Raw genomic sequence first — 21,363 nt, 5'->3', positions numbered from 1 at the left:
TTGATCGCCGGGCCTTTCTTTTCCTTTCGCTTATAAAATTTTGATCCGCACAATCTGCAAGCGACTCTTTAAAGATCAACAAGATAATTACAATCTTCGTTCTCACGATCACAAATTTCGTTTTATTTCATTTTGCATCATTGAACTTTCACTTTCTTTCATATAGATTTTAATCAATCGATCATATGAACAAGTGAAACGAAACGAAAGATAGCGACATTTTGCCAGCGTCTTATGTGGAATTTACGAGACTAAGGACTTAAGTTATGCCAGAAACCTACACCCCTGCTCACGCGTCGACGGGCACCTGGACAGAAGAAGAGATCCGTCAGCAACCCGCTAGTTGGATCCGCTCTCTCGCTAATATCGATAATATTCGATCCGCCATTGATAGCTTTCTCGCGCCATTGTTGCGCAAAAACGATCTGCGGATCGTACTGACCGGGGCGGGTACTTCCGCATTTATCGGCGACATTATTGCTCCGTGGCTGGCAAGCCAAACCGGAAAAAACATCAGCGCCGTGCCGACCACCGATCTGGTCACCAATCCGATGGATTATCTGAATCCCGCACATCCGTTGCTGCTGGTTTCTTTCGCTCGCTCAGGTAACAGCCCCGAAAGCGTTGCGGCAGTGGAACTGGCTAATCAGTTTGTACCTGAGTGCTATCACCTGCCAATTACCTGTAACGAAGCAGGTAGCCTGTATCAAAACGCCGTCGCAAGCGACAATGCCTTTGCACTGTTAATGCCTGCTGAAACGCACGATCGTGGCTTCGCCATGACCAGCAGTATTACCACCATGATGGCCAGTTGCCTGGCGGTATTCGCCCCGCAAAAAATCAACAGCCAGACCTTCCGCGACGTGGCCGATCGTTGCCAGACGATCCTGACTTCACTGGGTGATTTCAGCGACGGCGTATTCGGCAACGCGCCATGGAAACGGATCGTCTACCTCGGTAGCGGTGGGTTACAGGGAGCCGCGCGTGAATCGGCGCTGAAAGTCCTGGAACTGACAGCGGGTAAACTGGCGGCATTCTATGATTCGCCGACCGGTTTTCGTCATGGGCCAAAATCGCTGGTTGATAACGAAACGCTGGTAGTGGTCTTTGTTTCCAGCCACCCCTATACACGCCAATACGATCTTGATCTGTTAGCTGAGTTACGCCGCGATCGGCAGGCGCTGCGGGTAGTCGCGATTGCCGCACAAACCGATGACGTGATTGAAGCCGGTCCGCATATCCTGCTGCCGCCTGCCCGCACCTTCATTGATATGGAACTGGCGTTCTGCTTCCTGATGTATGCGCAGGTCTTCGCCCTGACACAGTCAATCAGTATCGGTAATACGCCAGATACGCCTTCTGCCAGCGGTACCGTGAACCGCGTCGTACAGGGCGTTGTTATTCATCCCTGGAACGCCTAAAAGGATCGTTTTATGAGCATTATTTCTACAAAATACCTCCTGCAGGATGCGCAAAAAAAAGGCTATGCCGTACCGGCCTTTAACATCCATAACGCCGAAACGATCCAGGCGATCCTGGAAGTGTGCTATGAAATGCAATCGCCGGTGATCCTTGCCGGAACGCCGGGTACGTTTAAACATATCGCGCTGGAAGAGATTTATGCGCTGTGCAGCGCTTATTCCACCAGCTACGGCATGCCGCTGGCGCTGCACCTCGACCACCATGAATCGCTGGACGATATCCGCCGTAAGGTGAATGCCGGGGTGCGCAGCGCCATGATTGATGGCAGCCACTTCCCGTTTGAAGAAAACGTCAAGCTGGTGAAATCCGTTGTGGACTTTTGCCATGCCAAAGATTGCAGCGTGGAAGCTGAGCTGGGCCGCCTCGGCGGCGTTGAAGATGATATGAGCGTGGATGCCGAAAGCGCCTTCCTGACCGACCCGCAGGAAGCGAAACGGTTTGTCGAACGTACCGGCGTCGACAGCCTGGCTGTTGCCATCGGCACGGCACACGGTTTGTACACTAAAACGCCCAAAATCGATTTCCAGCGTTTAGGGGAAATTCGTGAAGTGGTGGATATTCCGCTGGTGCTGCATGGCGCAAGCGATGTTCCTGACGACTACGTCCGCCGCACAATCGAGCTGGGAATATGCAAAGTTAACGTGGCCACCGAACTAAAAATCGCCTTTGCCGACGCGGTCAAAGCATGGTTTGCAGAAAATCCGCAGGGCAACGATCCCCGCTATTACATGCGGGTCGGTATGGATGCGATGAAAGAAGTGGTGCGGAGTAAAATTAATGTCTGTGGTTCAGCAAACAAATTGATGGCTACCTGCGAATTATCGTGACCGTCATTATATTCTGCGCGAGTGCTATCTGCGTGTTGTCAGGTAGCGCTCATTGTTCGAATAATTAGTGTACACGCCATCATGACATGTCAAAAACGGCTGTTCATCGTGTGATTCGCGGCATACGCCAGGGTAGAAGGACATCCTGAATACTTAAGAGATCTTGCTGCTGATAGCAGCTAAAGCGAAGCACAATGCGGTAGAAAACTACCAGGCCGCCACCGTCACTACAACTATTCCTGATTCATTTTTATGGCTGCATCGTAATGTGAGTAGTCTGATTGATGGCTCACAATATCCTGATAAATAAAAATTTACAGCACCCTCCACATCCCCCCTTTTGTCGCGCCAACGCGTTGCAGTTTGCCTTTTAGCTGCAACGCTTTCAGATAGCGCTCTACGGTGCGGGCTGAAATTTCACACTCATCAGCGATACTTTTGGCGGATCTGCCCGGCTGATTCGACAAGATTTGTAGAATACGTTTTTCTATATCCAGTAAATCAGACGACATTTCTTCCGACATTTCTTCCGACATTTCTTCCGACAGGGGTGATGGTTTCCTCAATCCCTCCTGCAAAGCAGAGATGATGTTTTCCAGGATAAATTCTATAAATGGCGTGCAGCTACTTTGCCGATCGCACTGCCCTAACACCTGGTAATAGCGATCCTGTTGGTAGTGGATCAGTGTCTCTACGGGTAACCACGCCAATTCCGATCGCCACTCACGCAGGATTAATGTCTGCCACAGCCGTCCCATCCGTCCATTACCGTCGGCAAAAGGATGAATAAATTCAAATTCATAATGAAAAACAGCGCCAGCAATCAGCGGGTGAAGCTCTGTCGTTTTTAACCAGCCCAGTAAATCATTCATCAAACGTAAAACTTGTGAGGCTGGCGGAGCCATGTGAATAAGCTGCTTTTCCCTGTAAACACCAACATTGCCGGTACGTAACTGGCCCGGGTTATCGACCAGACCGAGCATGAGGACCCGATGTGCTTGTAAAAGGTCGGATAATTGTTCACTTTTCCATTCCGACATCTTTTCATAGGCCAGAATCGCATTTCTCACTTCCTGTATGTCTTTAGCAGGAGCCAGAATACGTTTTCCTTCCATCAGTGCGGTGACTTGCTCCGTAGTCAACGAATTATGCTCAATCGCTAAAGAGGCCTGAATGGTGCGAATACGATTTTCTTTGCGCAAAAGAGGAGATGCCCTACCAGCCATCGCGGCCCAATGCCCCATCAACTCACCAATTTCAATGACTTGATTAAGGATCAATGGAGTGACGACGAAAGGTGGTTGGTAGGTGCTCACTCTTACTCCCCCTGCTGGTCCAGCGCGTACTTATACAGCGCATTCTTTTTCACGCCGTGAATTTCCGCTGCCAGCGCCGCCGCTTTCTTCAGCGGCAGCTCTTTTTGTAACAACGCCAGCGTACGCAGCGCATCAGCCGGGAGGTCATCTTCCTGCGCTTTATGTCCTTCGACAATCAGCACCATTTCGCCCTTACGACGGTTTTCATCTTCCTTGACCCACGCCAGTAGTTCGCCGACCGGCGCGCCGTGTATGGTTTCCCAGGTTTTGGTCAGTTCGCGCGCCAGCACCACATAACGGGATTCTCCCCAGACGGCGACCATATCTTCCAGACTATCCAGTAAACGGTGGGTGGATTCATAAAAAATAAGCGTACGCGGTTCTGCCTCAATGGCTTTCATCGCATCGCGGCGGCCTTTCGATTTGGCAGGCAGAAAACCCTCATAGCAAAAACGGTCGGAAGGCAGGCCGGCAGCGCTCAGGGCAGCAATCGCCGCGCAAGGGCCTGGCAGAGGAACAACGCGGATCCCCGCTTCGCGACAGGTGCGCACCAGATGGTAACCCGGATCGTTAATCAGCGGCGTTCCGGCATCGGAAACCAGGGCGATGTTTTGGCCTTCTTTGAGCTTTGCCACCAGCGTCTCGGCTTTTTGTTGCTCATTGTGATCGTGTAAGGCAAACAAACGGGCGTTAATCGCGAAGTGTTGTAACAATAATCCTGTATGACGGGTGTCTTCAGCGGCAATTAAATCAACGGCTTGTAAAACTTCGAGCGCTCGTTGGGTAATATCAGCCAAATTTCCGATAGGAGTAGGTACAATAAAGAGTTGGCCTTGAGAATTATCCGCCGATTCGTGTTGTTTCATTGTGTCGTCCGTATTGCCGATTTAATATTGAGCATTGCGTAAAAAAATATCACTGGATACAGTATGGTACCCTCAACATTTTCTCGTTTGAAAGCCGCGCGCGCGCTACCAGTCATTCTGGCAGCATTGATTTTCGCAGGCTGTGGCACCCAAGCGCCAGACCAGAGTGCAGCCCATATGCAGGGCACTGCGCAGGCTGATTCCGGCTTTTATCTGCAACAGATGCAGCAAAGTTCAGATGATAGCAAGACCAACTGGCAATTACTCGCCATTCGTGCACTGCTGAAAGAAGGTAAGAGCCAGCAGGCTATCGAATTGTTCAACCAGTTACCGCAGAAGCTAAACGATGCCCAGCGTCGTGAGCAGTCACTGCTGGTCGTCGAGATCAAGCTCGCGCAGAAAGATGTCGCGGGAGCACAGGCCCTGCTGGATAAACTCACGCCCGCCGATTTCGACCCAAACCAGCAGGCGCGTTACTGGCAGGCGCAAATCGACGCCAATCAGGGTCGCCCGTCGCTGTCGCTGCTGCGCGCCCTGATCGCCCAGGAACCACTGCTTGCCGCGAACGCTAAACAGAAAAACATCGATGCAACCTGGCAGGCACTGTCGTCCATGACCCAGGAGCAAGCGCAGACGCTGGTCATCAATGCGGATGAAAACGTACTGCAAGGCTGGCTGGACCTCCAGCGCGTCTGGTTCGATAACCGTAACGACCCGGACATGATGAAAGCTGGTATTGCCGACTGGCAAAAACGTTACCCGCAAAACCCGGGAGCAAAACTGCTGCCAACGCAGTTGGTTAACGTGCAGAGCTTTAAGCCAGCGTCCACCAGCAAGATTGCCCTGCTGCTGCCGCTGAACGGTCAGGCCGCTGTATTTGGTCGTACTATTCAGCAAGGCTTTGAAGCCGCGAAAAACATGGGCACTCAGCCGGTAGCCGCTCCTGTTACCGCCGCGCCTGCTGTGGATGCCTCTGCTGTGACGACCACGGATCAGCCGCAAACGACTGACGGTGTTGCCAGCCCTTCTCAGGCGTCAGTAAGCGATCTGACCAACGAGACGCCTGCGCAGCCAGAAACTACAGCCCCACAGCCAACCGCACCAGCACAACCAACTATCGCCAGCGCGCCGGCAAATCCGTCCGCTGAGCTGAAAATCTACGACACCTCATCGCAGCCGCTAAACCAGATCCTGGCCCAGGTTCAGCAGGATGGCGCCAGCATCGTGGTAGGCCCGCTGTTGAAGAATAATGTTGAAGAGCTGATGAAAAGCAATACGCCATTAAACGTCCTGGCGCTTAACCAGCCTGAGTCCGTACAGAATCTGGCGAATGTTTGTTACTTTGCCCTGTCGCCAGAAGATGAAGCGCGCGATGCCGCACGCCACATCCGCGATCAAGGCAAACAGACGCCGCTGCTGTTGATCCCACGCAGTTCGTTAGGCGATCGCGTGGCTAATGCTTTTGCGCAGGAATGGCAAAAACTGGGCGGCGGCGTAGTGCTGCAGCAGAAGTTCGGCTCTACGGCTGAGCTGAAAATGGGTGTCAACGGCGGCGCGGGTATTTCCCTGACGGGCAGCCCGGTAGCCTCTTCTGTACCTGCGCAGCCTGGCGTGACGATTGGCGGTCTGACGATCCCGGCAGCGCCCACCGATGCGCAAATCACCGGGGGCAGTGGCCGTGTTGACGCCGTGTATATTCTGGCGACGCCGGAAGAAATCGCCTTTATTAAACCGATGATCGCCATGCGTAACGGCAGCCAGAGCGGAGCAACGCTGTATGCCAGCTCCCGTAGCGCGCAGGGAACCGCTGGCCCGGACTTCCGTCTGGAAATGGAAGGCTTGCAGTACAGCGAAATCCCAATGCTGGCAGGCGCTAACATGCCTCTCATGCAGCAGGCGCTTGGCGCGGTGCGTAACGACTACTCGCTGGCGCGTATGTACGCGATGGGTGTCGATGCCTGGTCGCTTGCCAACCACTTCTCGCAAATGCGTCAGGTGCAGGGCTTCGAAATTAACGGCAACACTGGCGCATTAACCGCAAATCAGGATTGTGTGATTAACAGGAAGTTATCATGGCTCAAATACCAGCAAGGACAGGTCGTCCCCGCCAGTTAACGAGCAAACAGACCGGTGGCGCGTGGGAAGCTGTTGCGCGTGACTGGCTGCACAGCAAGGGACTGCATTTCATCGCCGCCAACGTGCGTGAACGTGGCGGCGAAATCGACCTGATAATGCGTGAAGGCAACACCACCGTATTTGTTGAAGTTCGCTACCGGCGTTCAGCCCAATTTGGCGGCGCGGCGGCGAGTGTGACCCGGAGCAAACAACACAAATTATTACAGACCGCCCGCTTGTGGCTTGCGCGCCACAATGGGAGTTTTGATACTGTGGATTGCCGGTTCGATGTGTTAGCCTTCACCGGAAATGATGTTGAGTGGTTTAAAGACGCGTTCAACGACCGCTCATAGTTGAAGATTCAGAGCCTGGTTCTTAAGGATTAGCGTGTTAGATAGAATTAAAGTCTGCTTTACAGAAAGCATTCAAACTCAGATAGCTGCGGCTGAAGCGCTCCCGGATGCGATCTCCCGTGCAGCCATGACGCTGGTTCAGTCCCTGCTCAATGGCAACAAAATTCTCTGTTGTGGTAATGGGACGTCCGCTGCCAACGCACAGCATTTTGCTGCCAGTATGATCAATCGTTTTGAAACGGAACGGCCAAGTTTACCTGCTATTGCACTAAATACTGATAATGTGGTCTTAACTGCGATTGCCAACGATCGCCTGCACGACGAAGTTTATGCAAAACAAGTCCGTGCGCTGGGACATGCAGGTGATGTTCTGCTGGCAATCTCTACGCGTGGTAATAGCCGCGATATCGTGAAAGCCGTTGAAGCTGCCGTGACACGCGACATGACAATCGTCGCGCTGACCGGGTATGACGGAGGGGAGCTGGCCGGGTTGCTGGGGCCGCAGGATGTTGAAATCCGCATTCCTTCACACCACAGCGCCCGCGTTCAGGAAATGCATATGCTGACGGTCAACTGCCTTTGCGATCTCATCGATAACACGCTTTTTCCTCACCAGGATGATTAAGGAGTACACATGAAGGCATTTTCGCCGCTTGCTGTGATTATCGCTGCACTGCTGTTGCAAGGCTGTGTAGCTGCCGCCGTTGTCGGAACCGCAGCCGTCGGGACTAAAGCCGCGACGGATCCGCGTAGTGTCGGCACTCAGGTAGACGACGGAACCCTGGAATTACGCGTCAATACGGCGTTGTCGAAAGATGCCCAGATCAAGAAAGAAGCGCGTATCAACGTTAGCGCGTATCAGGGCAAGGTTCTGCTGGTCGGTCAGTCACCAAATAGCGAGCTGTCTGCGCGAGCCAAACAGATTGCAATGGGCGTAGAAGGTACCACTGAGGTCTTTAATGAGATCCGTCAGGGCCAGCCAATCGGTCTGGGCGATGCGTCCAACGATACCTGGATCACCACCAAAGTACGTTCCCAGTTGCTGACCAGCGATCAGGTGAAATCCTCAAACGTGAAAGTCACCACCGAGAACGGGGAAGTGTTCCTGCTGGGCCTGGTTACTGAACGTGAAGCGAAGGCGGCGGCGGATATCGCCAGCCGGGTAAGCGGCGTGAAACGCGTAACGACGGCCTTTACGTTTATTAAGTAATACCGATGCCGGATAGCGACGCATAAGCGTCTTATCCGGCCTACAGGACGTCATCGTTTGTAGGTCGGATAAACGTCAGCGCCACCCGGCATTTTATTTTGCCCTTTCGCGTAGCTCGGAGGAGGTCAGGATCGTAACGCCCTCATCTCCTGGCGCCAGCGCTTCTGCCAGCATTGCCCGTGCAACATCACGCGCTTCAATCGACTTCCAGTTACCTGGCAGCAACCTGAACAACGGCGCTAAAAACCTCTCATTCGTCCGCTGTTTATCCCGTTCCCCCAGTAGCATCGAAGGTCGGACAATCGTCAGGCGCGGCCATTTCTGCGCGATTAACGCCTGCTCCATTTCCCCTTTCACCCGGTTATAAAAAAACGGTGAATTCGCATTCGCGCCCATCGAACTCACCACCAGCATATGCTGGGCGCCTAACCGGCGTCCCGTCAGGGCGGTGTCCACCACCAGCGTATAGTCAGCGTGGATAAACGCCTCTTTCGAGCCGGCTTCACGCCGGGTGGTTCCCAGACAACAAAAAACGATATCGACCGGATCGGTGACTTGCGCCAGAGCATCGGTTAGCTGCGGATCATGGGGATTATAAACGCCAACCGTATCAGCCAGCGGTCGACGCGTCGGCGCCGTAATGGCGTTGACCCGGGGTTCATTAAGCAGCATACGCAGCAAATTTCCGCCTACCAGCCCCGTTGCGCCTGTTATTAACACCTGACTCATCCTCGCTCCTTTACAGATTTGTCCGTCTTGCACTCTCAGCCTTAGCGACCAGACTTAATAGTTCGTGAGGTAATTATCCGCCAACATGGAAATTCTGCCTCATTCGCAACCAACTCAACGGAGGAAACATGAGCAAGAAGATTGCCGTTTTAATCACTGATGAGTTTGAAGATTCTGAATTTACATCACCAGCAGCAGAATTTCGCCAGGCCGGGCATGAAGTCATCACCATTGAAAAACAGGCAGGCAAAACGGTGAAGGGGAAAAAAGGAGAAGCCAGCGTCACCATCGACAAAGCGATCGAGGATGTGCGCCCTGCCGATTTTGACGCCCTGCTACTGCCAGGCGGTCACTCGCCGGACTACCTGCGCGGGGACGATCGTTTCGTGACCTTTACCCGGGATTTCGTTAACAGCGGCAAACCGGTGTTTGCTATTTGCCACGGTCCACAGTTGCTGATCAGCGCGGATGTCATTCGTGGCCGTAAACTTACCGCCGTGAAACCTATCATCATTGACGTAAAAAACGCGGGCGCCGAATTTTACGATCAGGAAATGGTGAATGATAACGATCAGCTGATAACCAGCCGAACACCGGATGACCTGCCAGCGTTTAACCGTGAGGCATTACGTATTCTCGGGGCGTGAGTCTCGTAGCCAGAGCATTTTTTTGCCAAAGCCCAGCGTGTTGTCCGTAAATTTGACTTCATCCAGCCGAATTTCCCACACGGGTGCGGACAGCATTCTGGCCACCGGGAAGCGGCGATTATACGCTTTACGCGCAATGTCGCTCTCCTCCCCCTCAAGACGGCGGATTTCCCCTTTAAACTGTACGCCGCGAATCAGGGCTACCGTTTTGGGCTGGCCGTTTACCGTACCTGCAACAGGCGCACGTGGCCCGGACATCTGAGCATGACGCGTTTTCTCTTCGGTCAGCACATAGAACACCACCTTTTGCGCATCAAACAGGTAAAACGCATTGGCGCACCACAATTCACCATCATGGTGAACACACCAGGTTACGACGTGCTGTTTTGCCAGCCAGCGGGTCACCGCAGTCAGTGTTTCCATTTCTGTTCTCTTTTATACTGTAGGCCTGAAAATTATCACGTCGATGGTGACAATGACACCCTGGTATCTGTATCTGATCCGTACCGCGGACAACGCTTTATACACCGGAATAACCACCGATGTGGAGCGTCGATATAAGCAACATCAGAGCGGGAAAGGCGCGAAGGCGCTACGTGGAAAGGGAGAACTCACCCTGGCATTTGCGGCGCAGGTCGGCGACCGTTCGCTGGCTCTGCGCATCGAGTATCGCGTCAAACAGCTTACAAAGCGTCAGAAAGAGCGCCTTGTAGAGGGCGGAGGGCTTGAGGCTCTGCTGAGCAGCCTGCAAACCCCGGATGTTAAAAACGATTGAAGTGGTCGTGGTATTCCACCAGGCCCGTCACGCCCTCCAGCGCATCGTCCGCCAGGCGATGAACCTGGAACGCGCTTTCGGTGCCCGGCCAGCGGCAACGCAGGTCATGATGCGCAGCCAGCTCAAAGCCAAAACGGCTGTACAGTGCCGGATCGCCCAGCGTAACCACCGCGGCGTAGCCAAACTCGTTCAGGGAGTCGAGTCCTTCATAGACCAGTTGACGCGCCAGGCCCTGACCACGGTAGTTTTCATCCACTGCGAGCGGCGCCATGCCAACCCATTGCAGATCTTCACCCTGAACATCGACAGGACTGAACGCGACGTAACCCACTACCTGACCTTCGTCATCTGTCGCAACCAAACCCAGCGTTAAGAAACCATCCTCACGCAGGTCGTGCACTAATTTCGCTTCCGCATCGCTCTCAAATGAACGACGCAGCAACGCATCAATACCGGGGGCATCGATGGGAATCTCAACTCGAATCAGCATGGCTCACCTACCGAAGTCTGTTTGGTGTCTGGCGTCGTTTTCATTCCCGCCTCAACAAAATCCGCCAACTGCATCAGCATGACGCGCAACGCTTTAGGCATCTGATCCAGTTCGATGGCGTCCATCAGATTTTTTACATACAGCCCTAATTCTGTGTCACCTTCAATCACCAGGCGACGCTGGAAGAAAAGCGTATCCGGATCCTGCTTACGTGCAGCAATCATCAGTAAATCGCTGGCGTCAGCGCTAAAACTCACATCCGCATCGGCACTCTGGCTGACGATAAGTTTATCGTTCTCAACAGAGGTATACCATTGGAGGCCAATATCACGCACATGAATACTCAGCCAGCGGCCTTCGAGGAACTCCAGCTCTCCATCAGCCAGCGCCTGGCTAAACTGCCAGCTCAGAACCTGCTCCAGGACCTGGCGCTTCAGCGCAAAGGGCGTCAGTTTAACCGGTACACTCATCAGAGAAGGACCAAAATGTACTAAGCGTGAACGCAGTTTATCCAACACGAGCTTTACTCCCTGTTTCAATAGTCCTGCTATTTTGCCATATCCAATAAACGACATAGCGGCATAAATCAACAATTCGATGCGAAATTGTTACCTCTTTATTGCTGTCACCAATACGACTTTAACTGCCTCAAATCAAAAATTGTCTCAGCAAGGTTAACTAAAATCCCTCTTCGTTAACATTTCTGCGCCCTTCACGGCGCTACGTTCAGGATAAATTATGGAGCTGCTCTGCCCTGCCGGAAATCTCCCGGCGCTTAAGGCGGCCATCGAGAACGGCGCTGATGCTGTCTACATCGGGCTGAAAGATGATACCAACGCCCGTCATTTCGCCGGCCTTAATTTTACCGAGAAAAAATTGCAGGAAGCGGTGAGTTTTGTCCATCAACACCGCCGTAAGCTGCACATCGCGATTAACACCTTTGCGCATCCGGATGGTTATGCGCGCTGGCAGCGGGCCGTAGATATGGCGGCGCAACTGGGTGCGGATGCGCTAATCCTCGCCGACCTCGCCATGCTTGAGTATGCCGCAGAGCGCTACCCGCATATTGAGCGCCATGTCTCTGTTCAGGCATCTGCTACCAACGAAGAGGCGATTAATTTTTATCATCGCAACTTTGATGTCGCGCGCGTGGTGCTGCCGCGCGTGTTGTCTATCCATCAGGTGAAACAGCTCGCTCGCGTCACGCCCGTTCCACTCGAAGTGTTCGCCTTTGGCAGTCTGTGCATTATGGCGGAAGGGCGGTGTTATCTTTCATCCTACCTGACGGGTGAATCGCCTAACACGGTTGGCGCTTGCTCTCCCGCGCGTTTTGTTCGCTGGCAGCAGACCCAACAAGGTCTGGAATCGCGTCTGAATGAAGTGCTGATTGACCGCTATCAGGACGGAGAAAATGCCGGTTATCCGACACTGTGTAAAGGCCGCTATTTGGTTGACGGCGAGCGCTATCATGCGCTGGAAGAACCCACCAGCCTGAACACGCTGGAGCTGCTGCCGGAGCTGCTGGCGGCCAATATTGCCTCGGTAAAAATCGAGGGACGCCAGCGTAGCCCGGCCTACGTCAGCCAGGTGGCGAAAGTGTGGCGTCAGGCGATCGATCGTTGTATAGCCGACCCACAGAACTATGCGCCACAGGCGGCATGGATGGAAACGCTCGGTTCCATGTCCGAAGGCACGCAGACCACGCTTGGCGCGTATCACCGTAAATGGCAGTGAGAGAAGCAATGAAATATTCCTTAGGGCCGGTGCTGTGGTACTGGCCAAAAGAAACGCTGGAAGATTTTTATCAGCAGGCCGCCGCCAGCCAGGCCGACATTATCTATCTTGGCGAAGCGGTATGCAGCAAACGTCGCGCCACTAAAGTCGGCGACTGGATTGATATGGCGAAGTCGCTCGCCGGCAGCGGTAAACAGGTGGTGCTGTCAACGCTGGCGCTGGTGCAGGCATCCTCTGAGCTAGGCGAATTAAAGCGCTATGTCGAAAACGGCGACTTCCTGCTGGAAGCCAGCGATCTGGGCGTGGTAAACATGTGCGCGGAGCGTAAGCTGCCGTTTGTCGCCGGACATGCGCTCAACTGCTACAACGCCGTGACGCTGCGTTTGCTGCTCAAACAAGGGATGGTGCGTTGGTGTATGCCGGTAGAATTATCTCGCGACTGGCTGATCAATCTGCTCAACCAGTGTGAAGAGTTAGCTATCCGCGATAAGTTTGAAGTGGAAGTGCTGAGCTACGGCCATCTGCCGCTGGCGTACTCTGCCCGCTGCTTTACGGCGCGTTCCGAAGATCGGCCAAAAGACGAGTGTGAAACCTGCTGCATCAAATACCCGAACGGGCGAGATGTGCTGTCGCAGGAGAATCAGCAGGTCTTTGTTCTCAACGGGATCCAGACCATGAGCGGCTATGTTTATAACCTCGGCAACGAGCTGACATCCATGCAGGGTCTGGTGGATATTGTACGTCTGTCCCCTTCTGGCACGGAAACATTTGCCATGCTGGATGCCTTCCGCGCCAATGAAAACGGCACTGCCCCATTACCGCTTGCCGCCCATAGCGACTGCAACGGTTACTGGAAACGTCTGGCTGGGCTGGAGCTGCAATCCTGATAAAACCTCGCCGGATGGCGGCATAAATGCCTTATCCGGCCTACAAATCGCGATCCCGTAGGCCCGATAAACGCAGCGCCATCGGCCATTGTTTTTGCCGTCGGTCTCATAAAGCTCACTTTGTTAACAACGTTAATCAAATTTTAATGCAGTATTAAATGATTAACCGGTAACAAAGTGAGCCGTTATGACTGATAAAACTATTCCGTTCTCGGTGCTGGATCTGGCACCGATCCCTGAAGGATCTTCGGCAAAAGAAGCCTTTACGCACTCGCTTGATCTCGCACGGCTGGCTGAAAAGCGCGGCTATCACCGCTACTGGCTGGCAGAACATCACAACATGACCGGCATCGCCAGCGCCGCAACCTCTGTGCTGATTGGTTATCTGGCTGCCAATACCACCACGCTGCATCTGGGTTCTGGCGGCGTGATGCTGCCCAACCATTCGCCGCTGGTGATCGCCGAGCAGTTCGGTACCCTGAACACGCTGTATCCGGGACGCATCGATCTCGGGCTTGGCCGCGCGCCGGGGAGCGATCAGCCAACGATGCGCGCGCTGCGCCGCCATATGAGTGGCGATATCGATAACTTCCCACGCGACGTAGCAGAACTGGTGGAGTGGTTCGACGCCCGCGACCCGACCCCCCATGTACGCCCGGTGCCTGGCTACGGCGAGCAGATCCCGGTCTGGTTATTAGGTTCCAGCTTGTATAGCGCACAGTTGGCGGCGCAGCTTGGCCTGCCGTTTGCCTTCGCCTCGCACTTTGCTCCGGATATGCTGCATCAGGCGCTGCATCTGTATCGTAGCCAGTTCACGCCTTCGGCGCGGCTGGCAAAGCCGTATGCGATGGTGTGCATCAACATTATTGCCGCCGACAGCAATCGCGATGCCGAATTTCTTTTCACCTCAATGCAGCAGGCGTTTATCAAACTGCGTCGTGGCGAAACCGGCCAGCTACCGCCGCCGGTAGAGAATATGCATCAACTGTGGTCCGCTTCTGAACAGTATGGCGTGCAGCAGGCGCTACGCATGTCACTGGTCGGTGATAAGGCGAAAGTGCGGCACGGGCTGGAGGCTATTTTGCGTGAAACCCAGGCTGATGAAATTATGGTTAACGGCCAGATTTTTGATCACCAGGCGCGGCTCCACTCATTTGATTTGGCGATGGATGTGAAGCAGGAATTGTTGGGATAGTGCTATTTGTGCCGGATGGCGGCTGCGGCTTATCCGGCCTACGCAATCTCTGTAGGCCCGGTAAGCGTAGCGCCACCGGGCAATTGTTCTACTGGTACACCGGCAGCAGGTTAACGCTCGACAGAACATGGATAACCGCGTTGCCGACGCCGAAGACCAGAATCAGGGCAATCATTGGTTTACCGCCCCAGACGCGGAATTTCGGACTGCCGAAACGTTCGCGAGATTTACGTGCCAACAGCGCTGGCACAATGGCAGCCCAGATAGTTGCAGCTAAACCTGCATAGCCAATGGCGTACAGAAAACCGTTCGGCCACAGCAGGCCACCGACAATTGGCGGCACAAACGTCAGCAATGCGGTTTTAAAACGCCCCATTGCGGAGTCATCAAAACCAAATAAATCAGCCAGGTAGTCAAACAAGCCCAGCGTCACGCCGAGGAAGGAACTGGCGACCGCAAAGTTGGAGAACACCACCAGCAGCAGATCCAGACTACGGCTGTTCAGCACACCGCTCAACGCCTGCACCAGCACATCAATGTTCCCACCCTGCTGCGCAATACCAATAAATTCCGGACGCGGAATATTACCCATTGTTCCCAGCAACCATACGGTATACAGCACCAGCGCCAGCAACGTGCCGTAAACCAGGCACTTAACGATGGTCTTCGGATCCTTGCCGTAATACTTCATCAGGCTTGGGACGTTGCCGTGATAACCAAATGAAGCCAGACAGAATGGCAGCGTCATCAGCAGGTACGGCGTATATGAAGCGTTGCTCTGCGCCACGTTAAACAGCGTTGCGGGCTGCACGTGTCCCAGCAGGCTGCCGAAGGTCAGGAAAAAGGTAATGACCTTTGCCCCCAGCACAATCGCCGTCATGCGGCTAACCGCTTTGGTGCTTAACCACACCACAAACGCGACCAGCAGCGCAAAGCCAAGACCTGCCGCGCGCGCCGGAACGTTCAGCGACATCTCGGCAAAGGTGTGATGCAGAATCGAGCCGCTTGCCGAAATATAGGCGTAGGTCAGAATGTAGAGCACAAAGGCGATGGAGATGCCGTTAACAACGTTCCAGCCTTTGCCCAACAGATCTTTGGTAATGGTGTCGAAGCTGGAACCAATCCGGTAATTGAGGTTGGCTTCAAGGATCATCAGCCCGGAGTGCAGCATGCAGAACCATGTGAAGATCAGCGCCGCCATTGACCAGAAGAACCACGCCCCGGACATGACCACCGGCAGAGAGAACATCCCCGCGCCAATAATGGTGCCGCCGATGATCACCACGCCGCCAAGCAGCGAAGGTGACGTTTGGGTGGTGGTTAGTGTTGCCATTTAGCCATCTCTCCAGTCATTTATATTATGACTACTTATCAATGTGCTGCACTGTACCAGTACACGAGTACAATTGAAATAAAAAAAGCCCCGATTGTTGAGATCGGGGCTGTATACTTTATTTTACGCTTTTAGCTGTTTTGGCTTATGCGTCACCACCGAAACGACGACGACCGGCTGAGTCATCACGACGCGGAGCAGAAGAATCGTCACGGCGCGGGCCACGACCACCTTCACGACGTTCGCCGCTGAAACGACGACCATCACCACGACCGCCTTCACGACGCTCACCGCCAAAACCACGACCTTCACCACGACCGCCTTCACGACGCTCGCCGCTGAAACGGCCACCGCCACGACGCTCACCACCGGTATGCGGTACTGCATCGCCAACCAGCTGCATGTTCATCGGCTTGTTCAGGATGCGGGTACGGGTAAAGTGCTGCAGCACGTCGCCCGGCATACCTTTCGGCAGTTCGATGGTCGAGTGGGAAGCAAACAGCTTGATGTTACCGATGTAACGGCTGCTGATATCACCTTCGTTAGCAATCGCGCCAACGATATGGCGGACTTCAACACCGTCATCACGACCCACTTCAATGCGGTACAGTTGCATATCGCCAACGTCACGACGTTCACGACGCGGACGGTCTTCACGGTCGCCACGCGGGCCACGATCGTTGCGGTCACGCGGGCCACGATCGTCACGGTCGCGGAATTCACGCTTAGGACGCATCGGTGCATCTGGTGGTACGATCAGGCTACGTTCGCCCTGAGCCATTTTCAGCAGTGCGGCTGCCAGGGTTTCCATGTCCAGCTCTTCGCCTTCAGCGGTAGGCTGAATCTGCGCCAGCAGAGCACGGTACTGATCCAGATCGCTGCTTTCCAGCTGCTGCTGTACTTTCGCGGCGAATTTTTCCAGACGGCGTTTGCCCAGCAGCTCTGCGTTCGGCAGTTCTACTTCTGGAATAGTCAGTTTCATGGTGCGTTCGATGTTACGCAGCAGACGACGCTCGCGGTTCTCAACGAACAGCAGCGCACGGCCAGCACGACCCGCACGACCGGTACGGCCGATACGGTGAACGTAAGATTCGGAGTCCATCGGGATATCGTAGTTAACGACCAGGCTGATACGCTCAACGTCCAGGCCACGGGCCGCAACGTCGGTTGCAATCAGAATATCCAGACGGCCATCTTTCAGACGCTCCAGAGTCTGCTCACGCAGAGACTGGTTCATGTCGCCGTTCAGCGCAGCGCTGCTATAACCGCTACGTTCCAGCGCTTCTGCCACTTCCAGAGTCGCATTTTTGGTACGGACGAAGATAATCGCCGCATCAAAATCTTCTGCTTCCAGGAAACGCACCAGCGCTTCATTTTTACGCATGCCCCACACAGTCCAGTAGCTCTGGCTGATGTCAGGACGGGTAGTGACGCTGGACTGAATGCGTACTTCCTGCGGCTCTTTCATAAAGCGGCGGGTAATACGACGAATCGCTTCCGGCATGGTGGCAGAGAACAGAGCGGTCTGATGACCTTCCGGGATCTGCGCCATAATGGTTTCAACGTCTTCGATGAAGCCCATACGCAGCATTTCATCAGCTTCGTCCAGTACCAGACCGCTCAGTTTGGAGAGGTCCAGAGTACCGCGCTTCAGGTGATCCAGCAGACGACCCGGCGTACCGACGACGATCTGTGTTCCCTGACGCAGGGCACGTAATTGCACGTCATAACGCTGGCCGCCGTACAGGGCAACCACGTTCACGCCGCGCATGTGTTTAGAGAAATCCGTCATGGCTTCTGCAACCTGAACCGCCAGTTCGCGGGTCGGTGCCAGCACCAGAATCTGAGGTGCCTTCAGCTCAGGATCAAGATTGTTGAGCAGCGGTAAAGAGAACGCTGCCGTTTTGCCGCTACCGGTCTGGGCCATACCCAGAACATCGCGACCGCCCAGCAGATGCGGAATGCACTCTGCCTGGATTGGAGATGGTTTTTCGTAACCCAGATCGTTAAGGGCTTCAAGGATAGGAGCCTTCAGGCCCAGATCTGCAAAAGTGGTTTCGAATTCAGCCATGTAGTACGTGTGCCTCAAAATTAATGGCGGCCAGTCTACATAACTCATCATGAAATTGATCTGCAATTTTCATTGAAAAGTGTGAACCGGCTCAAAGTAGGTGTATTAACGAACAACAACGCCCTCACCCGTGAAGGTGATGGCAATCAAAAAAGATTACGGGCTGATGTGTACGTCAGCTATTGCTGGTCCGATTCTGCCAGGTCATCTTGGTCCTGGCCCAGGAGCGATAATTCCAACAATGCGTATCGGTGCTCAACAAAGTTATGAACGTTGTTAGCCACCGCCAGTTTGAACAATGCCGTAGCGTTGTCCAAATCCCCCAGACTTAGGTAGTACTTACCTAAATAGAAGTTGGTTTCACTGAGATGCTCAGCGAGCGAGGTGTTATCCGTTGCGTCCGCCTTCAGGCGTTCCATCAGCGTTGCTTCGCTAATGTTGCCCAGGTAGAACTCGACAATGTTCCATCCCCATTGCTCTTTATCCGATTTCTCGAAGCGTTGGTTTAACGCTTCTTTAGCCTGCTTCTCATCGAGCTTCTGCTCGGCAAGATAAAGCCACAGACTGCGGAAAGGATCATTGGGATCGTCTTGATAAAACGCCAGCAGATCATCTTGCGCTAACTTGTCGCGACCGCCGTAATACAATGCGATACCGCGATTTAAGTACGCGTAGTTGTAAGTTGGATCAAGCTCAAGTACAGAATCAAACGCTTCATAGGCAGCATCAAAATTGCCTGCCTGCGTTAAATATATACCTAAGTAATTGAATACTTCAGGCATATCTGGTCGGATTGCCAGCGCTTGTGAAAAATCATTTCGCGCCAGTGCCCTCAGACCGAGACTATCATACAACACTCCGCGCTCATATAAAAGCTGTGCGCGTTCGTCATCGGTTAAAGCCCGACTGGCAAGAATTTGTTCCATACGTGCCAGAATCACTTCCTGCTGCAAAGTCGGTTGCAATGGTACTGCGAGGACTTCACTCTTACGCCAGGCGGAATTACTACATCCAGCCAGCGTGAGTGCTGTCGCAACGAAACACCAGCGCAAAAAAGGCTTCATTTCCCACTCCCGAAGACAACGATTGAATGAACGTCCAGGTTCCCCGGTTGCTAACAAGGCGTCCTGCCGGGTTAAAGGCCCTCCGTTCTCACGGAGGGCAATGGCAACCTTACTCGCCCTGTTGGCTTACCGGAGCTTCCGGTTCGCCTGCAGGCTGAGACTGCTCAGTTGCTTCTTTAATGCTCAGACGTACACGGCCCTGGCGATCAACTTCCAGAACTTTAACCGGTACTTCCTGGCCCATCTGCAGGTAATCGGTCACTTTCTCAACGCGCTTGTCAGCGATCTGAGAAATGTGTACCAGACCTTCTTTACCGCCACCGATGGCAACAAATGCGCCAAAGTCAACGATACGGGTCACTTTACCCGTGTAGATACGACCTACTTCGATCTCTGCGGTGATCTCTTCGATACGACGGATAGCATATTTCGCTTTCTCGCCGTCGGTCGCTGCGATCTTCACAGTACCGTCATCTTCGATTTCGATAGTAGTGCCAGTTTCTTCGGTCAGGGCGCGGATAACAGAACCGCCTTTACCGATAACGTCTTTAATCTTGTCCGGGCTGATCTTGATGGTGTGGATACGTGGCGCGAATTCAGAGATATCGCCACGCGGCGCGTTAATCGCCTGTTCCATCACACCCAGGATGTGCAGACGCGCACCTTTAGCCTGGTTCAGAGCAACCTGCATGATCTCTTTGGTGATACCTTCAATTTTGATATCCATCTGCAGTGCAGAGATACCGTCGCGGGAACCCGCTACTTTGAAGTCCATATCGCCCAGGTGATCTTCGTCACCCAGGATGTCAGACAGAACAACATAGTTGTCGCCTTCTTTCACCAGACCCATCGCGATACCCGCAACGGCCGCTTTGATCGGCACGCCTGCGTCCATCAGCGCCAGGGAAGCGCCACATACGGAAGCCATGGAAGAAGAACCGTTAGATTCGGTGATTTCAGAAACCACACGCACGGTGTACGGGAATTTATCCAGTTCCGGCATCACTGCCAGCACGCCACGCTTCGCCAGGCGACCGTGACCAATTTCACGACGCTTCGGAGAACCGACCATACCGGTTTCACCTACGCAGTACGGAGGGAAGTTGTAGTGGAACAGGAAGTTGTCAGTACGCTCGCCCATCAGTTCGTCGAGGTTCTGCGCATCACGGGTGGTGCCCAGGGTCGCAGTGACCAGCGCCTGAGTTTCGCCACGGGTGAACAGCGCGGAGCCGTGGGTACGAGGCAGAACGCCAGTACGCACGTCCAGACCACGGATCATGTCTTTTTCACGGCCATCGATACGCGGCTCGCCTGCCAGTACGCGGCTACGAACAACGTTTTTCTCAATGGCGTGCAGGATTTCGCCCAGTTCGTTGGCGTCCAGGGTTTCATCTTCTGCCGTAAGCTGAGCGATGGTTTCAGATTTGATCACGTCAACCTGAGCGTAACGCTCTTGTTTGTCGGTGATACGGTAAGCATCGCTCAGGCGAGCTTCTGCCAGTGCGGCAACGCGCGCGTTCAGTGCTTCGTTGACGGCTTCTGGCTGCCAGTCCCAGCGCGGTTTGCCGGCTTCTTTCGCCAGCTCGTTGATCGCCTTAATAACAACCTGCTGCTGTTCGTGACCGAATACTACAGCGCCCAGCATCTGGTCTTCGCTCAGCAGTTCAGCTTCGGATTCAACCATCAGTACGGCACCTTCGGTACCGGCAACGACCAGATCCAGCTTGCTTTCTTTCAGTTCGTCCTGAGTCGGGTTCAGTACGTACTGGTCATTGATATAACCAACACGCGCAGCACCGATCGGGCCGTTGAATGGGATGCCAGACAGCGTCAGCGCAGCGGATGCGCCAATCATTGCCACGATATCCGGGTTAACCTGCGGGTTAACGGAAACAACGGTCGCGATAACCTGAACTTCGTTAACGAACCCTTCCGGGAACAGCGGGCGAACCGGGCGGTCAATCAGACGCGCGATCAGGGTTTCACCTTCGCTCGGACGGCCTTCACGACGGAAGAAGCTACCCGGGATACGGCCAGCAGCGTAGGTACGCTCCTGATAGTTAACGGTCAGTGGGAAAAAGTCCTGGCCTGGTTTCGCTTTTTTCTGGCCGACAACGGTAACGAATACCGCAGTGTCATCCATGCTAACCATAACAGCGGCAGTCGCCTGACGCGCCATCATGCCGGTTTCCAGCGTAACGGTATGCTGACCGTACTGGAATTTACGAACGATCGGATTAAGCAAAATAATATCCTTTCTCTATTTTTT

The 21,363-nt window shown here is 53.8% G+C and carries 22 protein-coding genes; 11 read left to right on the top strand and 11 right to left on the bottom strand.

Translation table 11 applies throughout. The features are described from left to right. The first annotated feature begins 266 nt into the window (after window positions 1-266). Both OGV69_RS03305 and kbaY read left to right on the top strand, forming a co-directional pair. Entirely contained in the window at window positions 267-1,421 is a 1,155-nt protein-coding gene (locus tag OGV69_RS03305) for an AgaS family sugar isomerase (RefSeq protein WP_069324380.1), read from the top strand. A gap of 12 nt (window positions 1,422-1,433) precedes the next feature. Continuing rightward, window positions 1,434-2,309, top strand: a complete 876-nt coding sequence (kbaY, locus tag OGV69_RS03300; RefSeq protein ID WP_069324381.1) for a tagatose-bisphosphate aldolase subunit KbaY — start codon at window positions 1,434-1,436, stop codon at window positions 2,307-2,309. Window positions 2,310-2,623: 314 nt separating this feature from the next. On the opposite strand, the gene OGV69_RS03295 is transcribed toward kbaY, so the two are convergent. Continuing rightward, window positions 2,624-3,625 carry a Fic family protein gene (locus OGV69_RS03295; RefSeq protein WP_069324382.1) on the bottom strand — a complete coding sequence of 334 codons (1,002 nt, stop codon included), beginning with the start codon at window positions 3,623-3,625 and terminating at the stop codon, window positions 2,624-2,626. Window positions 3,626-3,627: 2 nt separating this feature from the next. Further along, a complete protein-coding gene (rsmI, locus tag OGV69_RS03290) occupies window positions 3,628-4,491 on the bottom strand; it encodes a 16S rRNA (cytidine(1402)-2'-O)-methyltransferase (protein ID WP_038634156.1) in 864 nt (287 codons plus the stop codon). A 63-nt stretch (window positions 4,492-4,554) separates the two neighbouring features. On the opposite strand from rsmI, the gene OGV69_RS03285 reads away from it, so the two are divergent. Genes OGV69_RS03285 through dolP form a run of 4 tightly spaced genes read left to right on the top strand, consistent with a single transcriptional unit; the run spans window position 4,555 to window position 8,169 of the window. Further along, the gene (locus OGV69_RS03285) at window positions 4,555-6,606 is read left to right on the top strand and encodes a penicillin-binding protein activator (RefSeq protein WP_069324383.1); all 2,052 of its coding nucleotides are present in this window, start codon (window positions 4,555-4,557) and stop codon (window positions 6,604-6,606) included. Further along, window positions 6,564-6,959: a YraN family protein gene (locus OGV69_RS03280; protein ID WP_069324384.1), complete on the top strand. Its 396-nt coding sequence runs from the start codon at window positions 6,564-6,566 to the stop codon at window positions 6,957-6,959. Before OGV69_RS03285 ends, OGV69_RS03280 begins: the two co-directional genes overlap by 43 nt. Window positions 6,960-6,993: 34 nt before the next feature. Then, window positions 6,994-7,584, top strand: a complete 591-nt coding sequence (gene diaA / locus OGV69_RS03275; RefSeq protein ID WP_003024948.1) for a DnaA initiator-associating protein DiaA — start codon at window positions 6,994-6,996, stop codon at window positions 7,582-7,584. Between the two features lie 9 nt (window positions 7,585-7,593). Then, window positions 7,594-8,169 (top strand): division/outer membrane stress-associated lipid-binding lipoprotein, encoded by a 576-nt coding sequence (gene dolP, locus OGV69_RS03270; protein WP_003024954.1) that lies wholly within the window; start codon window positions 7,594-7,596, stop codon window positions 8,167-8,169. Window positions 8,170-8,262: 93 nt separating this feature from the next. On the opposite strand, the gene OGV69_RS03265 is transcribed toward dolP, so the two are convergent. Then, on the bottom strand, window positions 8,263-8,898 hold the full coding sequence (locus OGV69_RS03265) for an NAD(P)H-binding protein (RefSeq protein ID WP_069324385.1): 636 nt from the start codon (window positions 8,896-8,898) through the stop codon (window positions 8,263-8,265). Window positions 8,899-9,026: 128 nt separating this feature from the next. Here OGV69_RS03265 and OGV69_RS03260 point away from each other — a divergent pair, with 128 nt between their 5' ends. Then, window positions 9,027-9,545: a type 1 glutamine amidotransferase domain-containing protein gene (locus OGV69_RS03260; RefSeq protein WP_038634164.1), complete on the top strand. Its 519-nt coding sequence runs from the start codon at window positions 9,027-9,029 to the stop codon at window positions 9,543-9,545. Here the strand turns inward: OGV69_RS03260 and OGV69_RS03255 are convergent. Continuing rightward, a complete protein-coding gene (locus OGV69_RS03255; RefSeq protein ID WP_038634166.1) occupies window positions 9,525-9,968 on the bottom strand; it encodes a YhbP family protein in 444 nt (147 codons plus the stop codon). The genes OGV69_RS03260 and OGV69_RS03255 overlap by 21 nt on opposite strands. A gap of 52 nt (window positions 9,969-10,020) precedes the next feature. On the opposite strand from OGV69_RS03255, the gene OGV69_RS03250 reads away from it, so the two are divergent. Beyond that, window positions 10,021-10,320 carry a GIY-YIG nuclease family protein gene (locus OGV69_RS03250; protein ID WP_038634168.1) on the top strand — a complete coding sequence of 100 codons (300 nt, stop codon included), beginning with the start codon at window positions 10,021-10,023 and terminating at the stop codon, window positions 10,318-10,320. On the opposite strand, the gene OGV69_RS03245 is transcribed toward OGV69_RS03250, so the two are convergent. Together OGV69_RS03245 and ubiT are read right to left on the bottom strand one after the other, a co-directional pair. After that, on the bottom strand, window positions 10,307-10,810 hold the full coding sequence (locus tag OGV69_RS03245; protein WP_003024966.1) for a GNAT family N-acetyltransferase: 504 nt from the start codon (window positions 10,808-10,810) through the stop codon (window positions 10,307-10,309). The genes OGV69_RS03250 and OGV69_RS03245 overlap by 14 nt on opposite strands. After that, window positions 10,804-11,328 carry a ubiquinone anaerobic biosynthesis accessory factor UbiT gene (ubiT, locus tag OGV69_RS03240; protein WP_038634172.1) on the bottom strand — a complete coding sequence of 175 codons (525 nt, stop codon included), beginning with the start codon at window positions 11,326-11,328 and terminating at the stop codon, window positions 10,804-10,806. Before ubiT ends, OGV69_RS03245 begins: the two co-directional genes overlap by 7 nt. Window positions 11,329-11,548: 220 nt before the next feature. On the opposite strand from ubiT, the gene ubiU reads away from it, so the two are divergent. From ubiU to OGV69_RS03225, 3 genes are all read left to right on the top strand, one after another. Then, the gene (gene ubiU / locus OGV69_RS03235; RefSeq protein WP_006687898.1) at window positions 11,549-12,544 is read left to right on the top strand and encodes a ubiquinone anaerobic biosynthesis protein UbiU; all 996 of its coding nucleotides are present in this window, start codon (window positions 11,549-11,551) and stop codon (window positions 12,542-12,544) included. 8 nt (window positions 12,545-12,552) lie between these two features. Next, window positions 12,553-13,431 (top strand): U32 family peptidase, encoded by an 879-nt coding sequence (locus OGV69_RS03230; protein ID WP_417918036.1) that lies wholly within the window; start codon window positions 12,553-12,555, stop codon window positions 13,429-13,431. Between the two features lie 187 nt (window positions 13,432-13,618). After that, window positions 13,619-14,626 (top strand): luciferase-like monooxygenase, encoded by a 1,008-nt coding sequence (locus OGV69_RS03225; RefSeq protein ID WP_038634175.1) that lies wholly within the window; start codon window positions 13,619-13,621, stop codon window positions 14,624-14,626. Window positions 14,627-14,714: 88 nt separating this feature from the next. Here OGV69_RS03225 and mtr read toward each other — a convergent pair whose 3' ends face one another. The 5 genes from mtr to pnp all read right to left on the bottom strand — a co-directional run bounded on the left by mtr (window position 14,715) and on the right by pnp (window position 21,339). Continuing rightward, entirely contained in the window at window positions 14,715-15,959 is a 1,245-nt protein-coding gene (gene mtr / locus OGV69_RS03220; protein WP_038634179.1) for a tryptophan permease, read from the bottom strand. Between the two features lie 145 nt (window positions 15,960-16,104). Continuing rightward, on the bottom strand, window positions 16,105-18,030 hold the full coding sequence (deaD, locus tag OGV69_RS03215; protein WP_069324386.1) for an ATP-dependent RNA helicase DeaD: 1,926 nt from the start codon (window positions 18,028-18,030) through the stop codon (window positions 16,105-16,107). After that, window positions 18,023-18,103: a protein YrbN gene (yrbN, locus tag OGV69_RS03210; protein WP_010723222.1), complete on the bottom strand. Its 81-nt coding sequence runs from the start codon at window positions 18,101-18,103 to the stop codon at window positions 18,023-18,025. Before yrbN ends, deaD begins: the two co-directional genes overlap by 8 nt. 106 nt (window positions 18,104-18,209) lie before the next feature. Continuing rightward, window positions 18,210-19,094, bottom strand: coding sequence for a lipoprotein NlpI (nlpI, locus tag OGV69_RS03205; RefSeq protein ID WP_038634184.1), 885 nt, complete (start codon window positions 19,092-19,094; stop codon window positions 18,210-18,212). Between the two features lie 109 nt (window positions 19,095-19,203). After that, entirely contained in the window at window positions 19,204-21,339 is a 2,136-nt protein-coding gene (gene pnp, locus OGV69_RS03200) for a polyribonucleotide nucleotidyltransferase (protein ID WP_069324388.1), read from the bottom strand. Window positions 21,340-21,363 lie beyond the last annotated feature (24 nt).

It is taken from the genome of Citrobacter sp. Cc139, assembly GCF_030334645.1.
Classification (GTDB): Bacteria; Pseudomonadota; Gammaproteobacteria; order Enterobacterales; family Enterobacteriaceae; genus Citrobacter; species Citrobacter werkmanii.
Note: the sequence above shows the minus strand (reverse complement) of the source record. Positions and strands in the feature narration are given on the sequence as shown.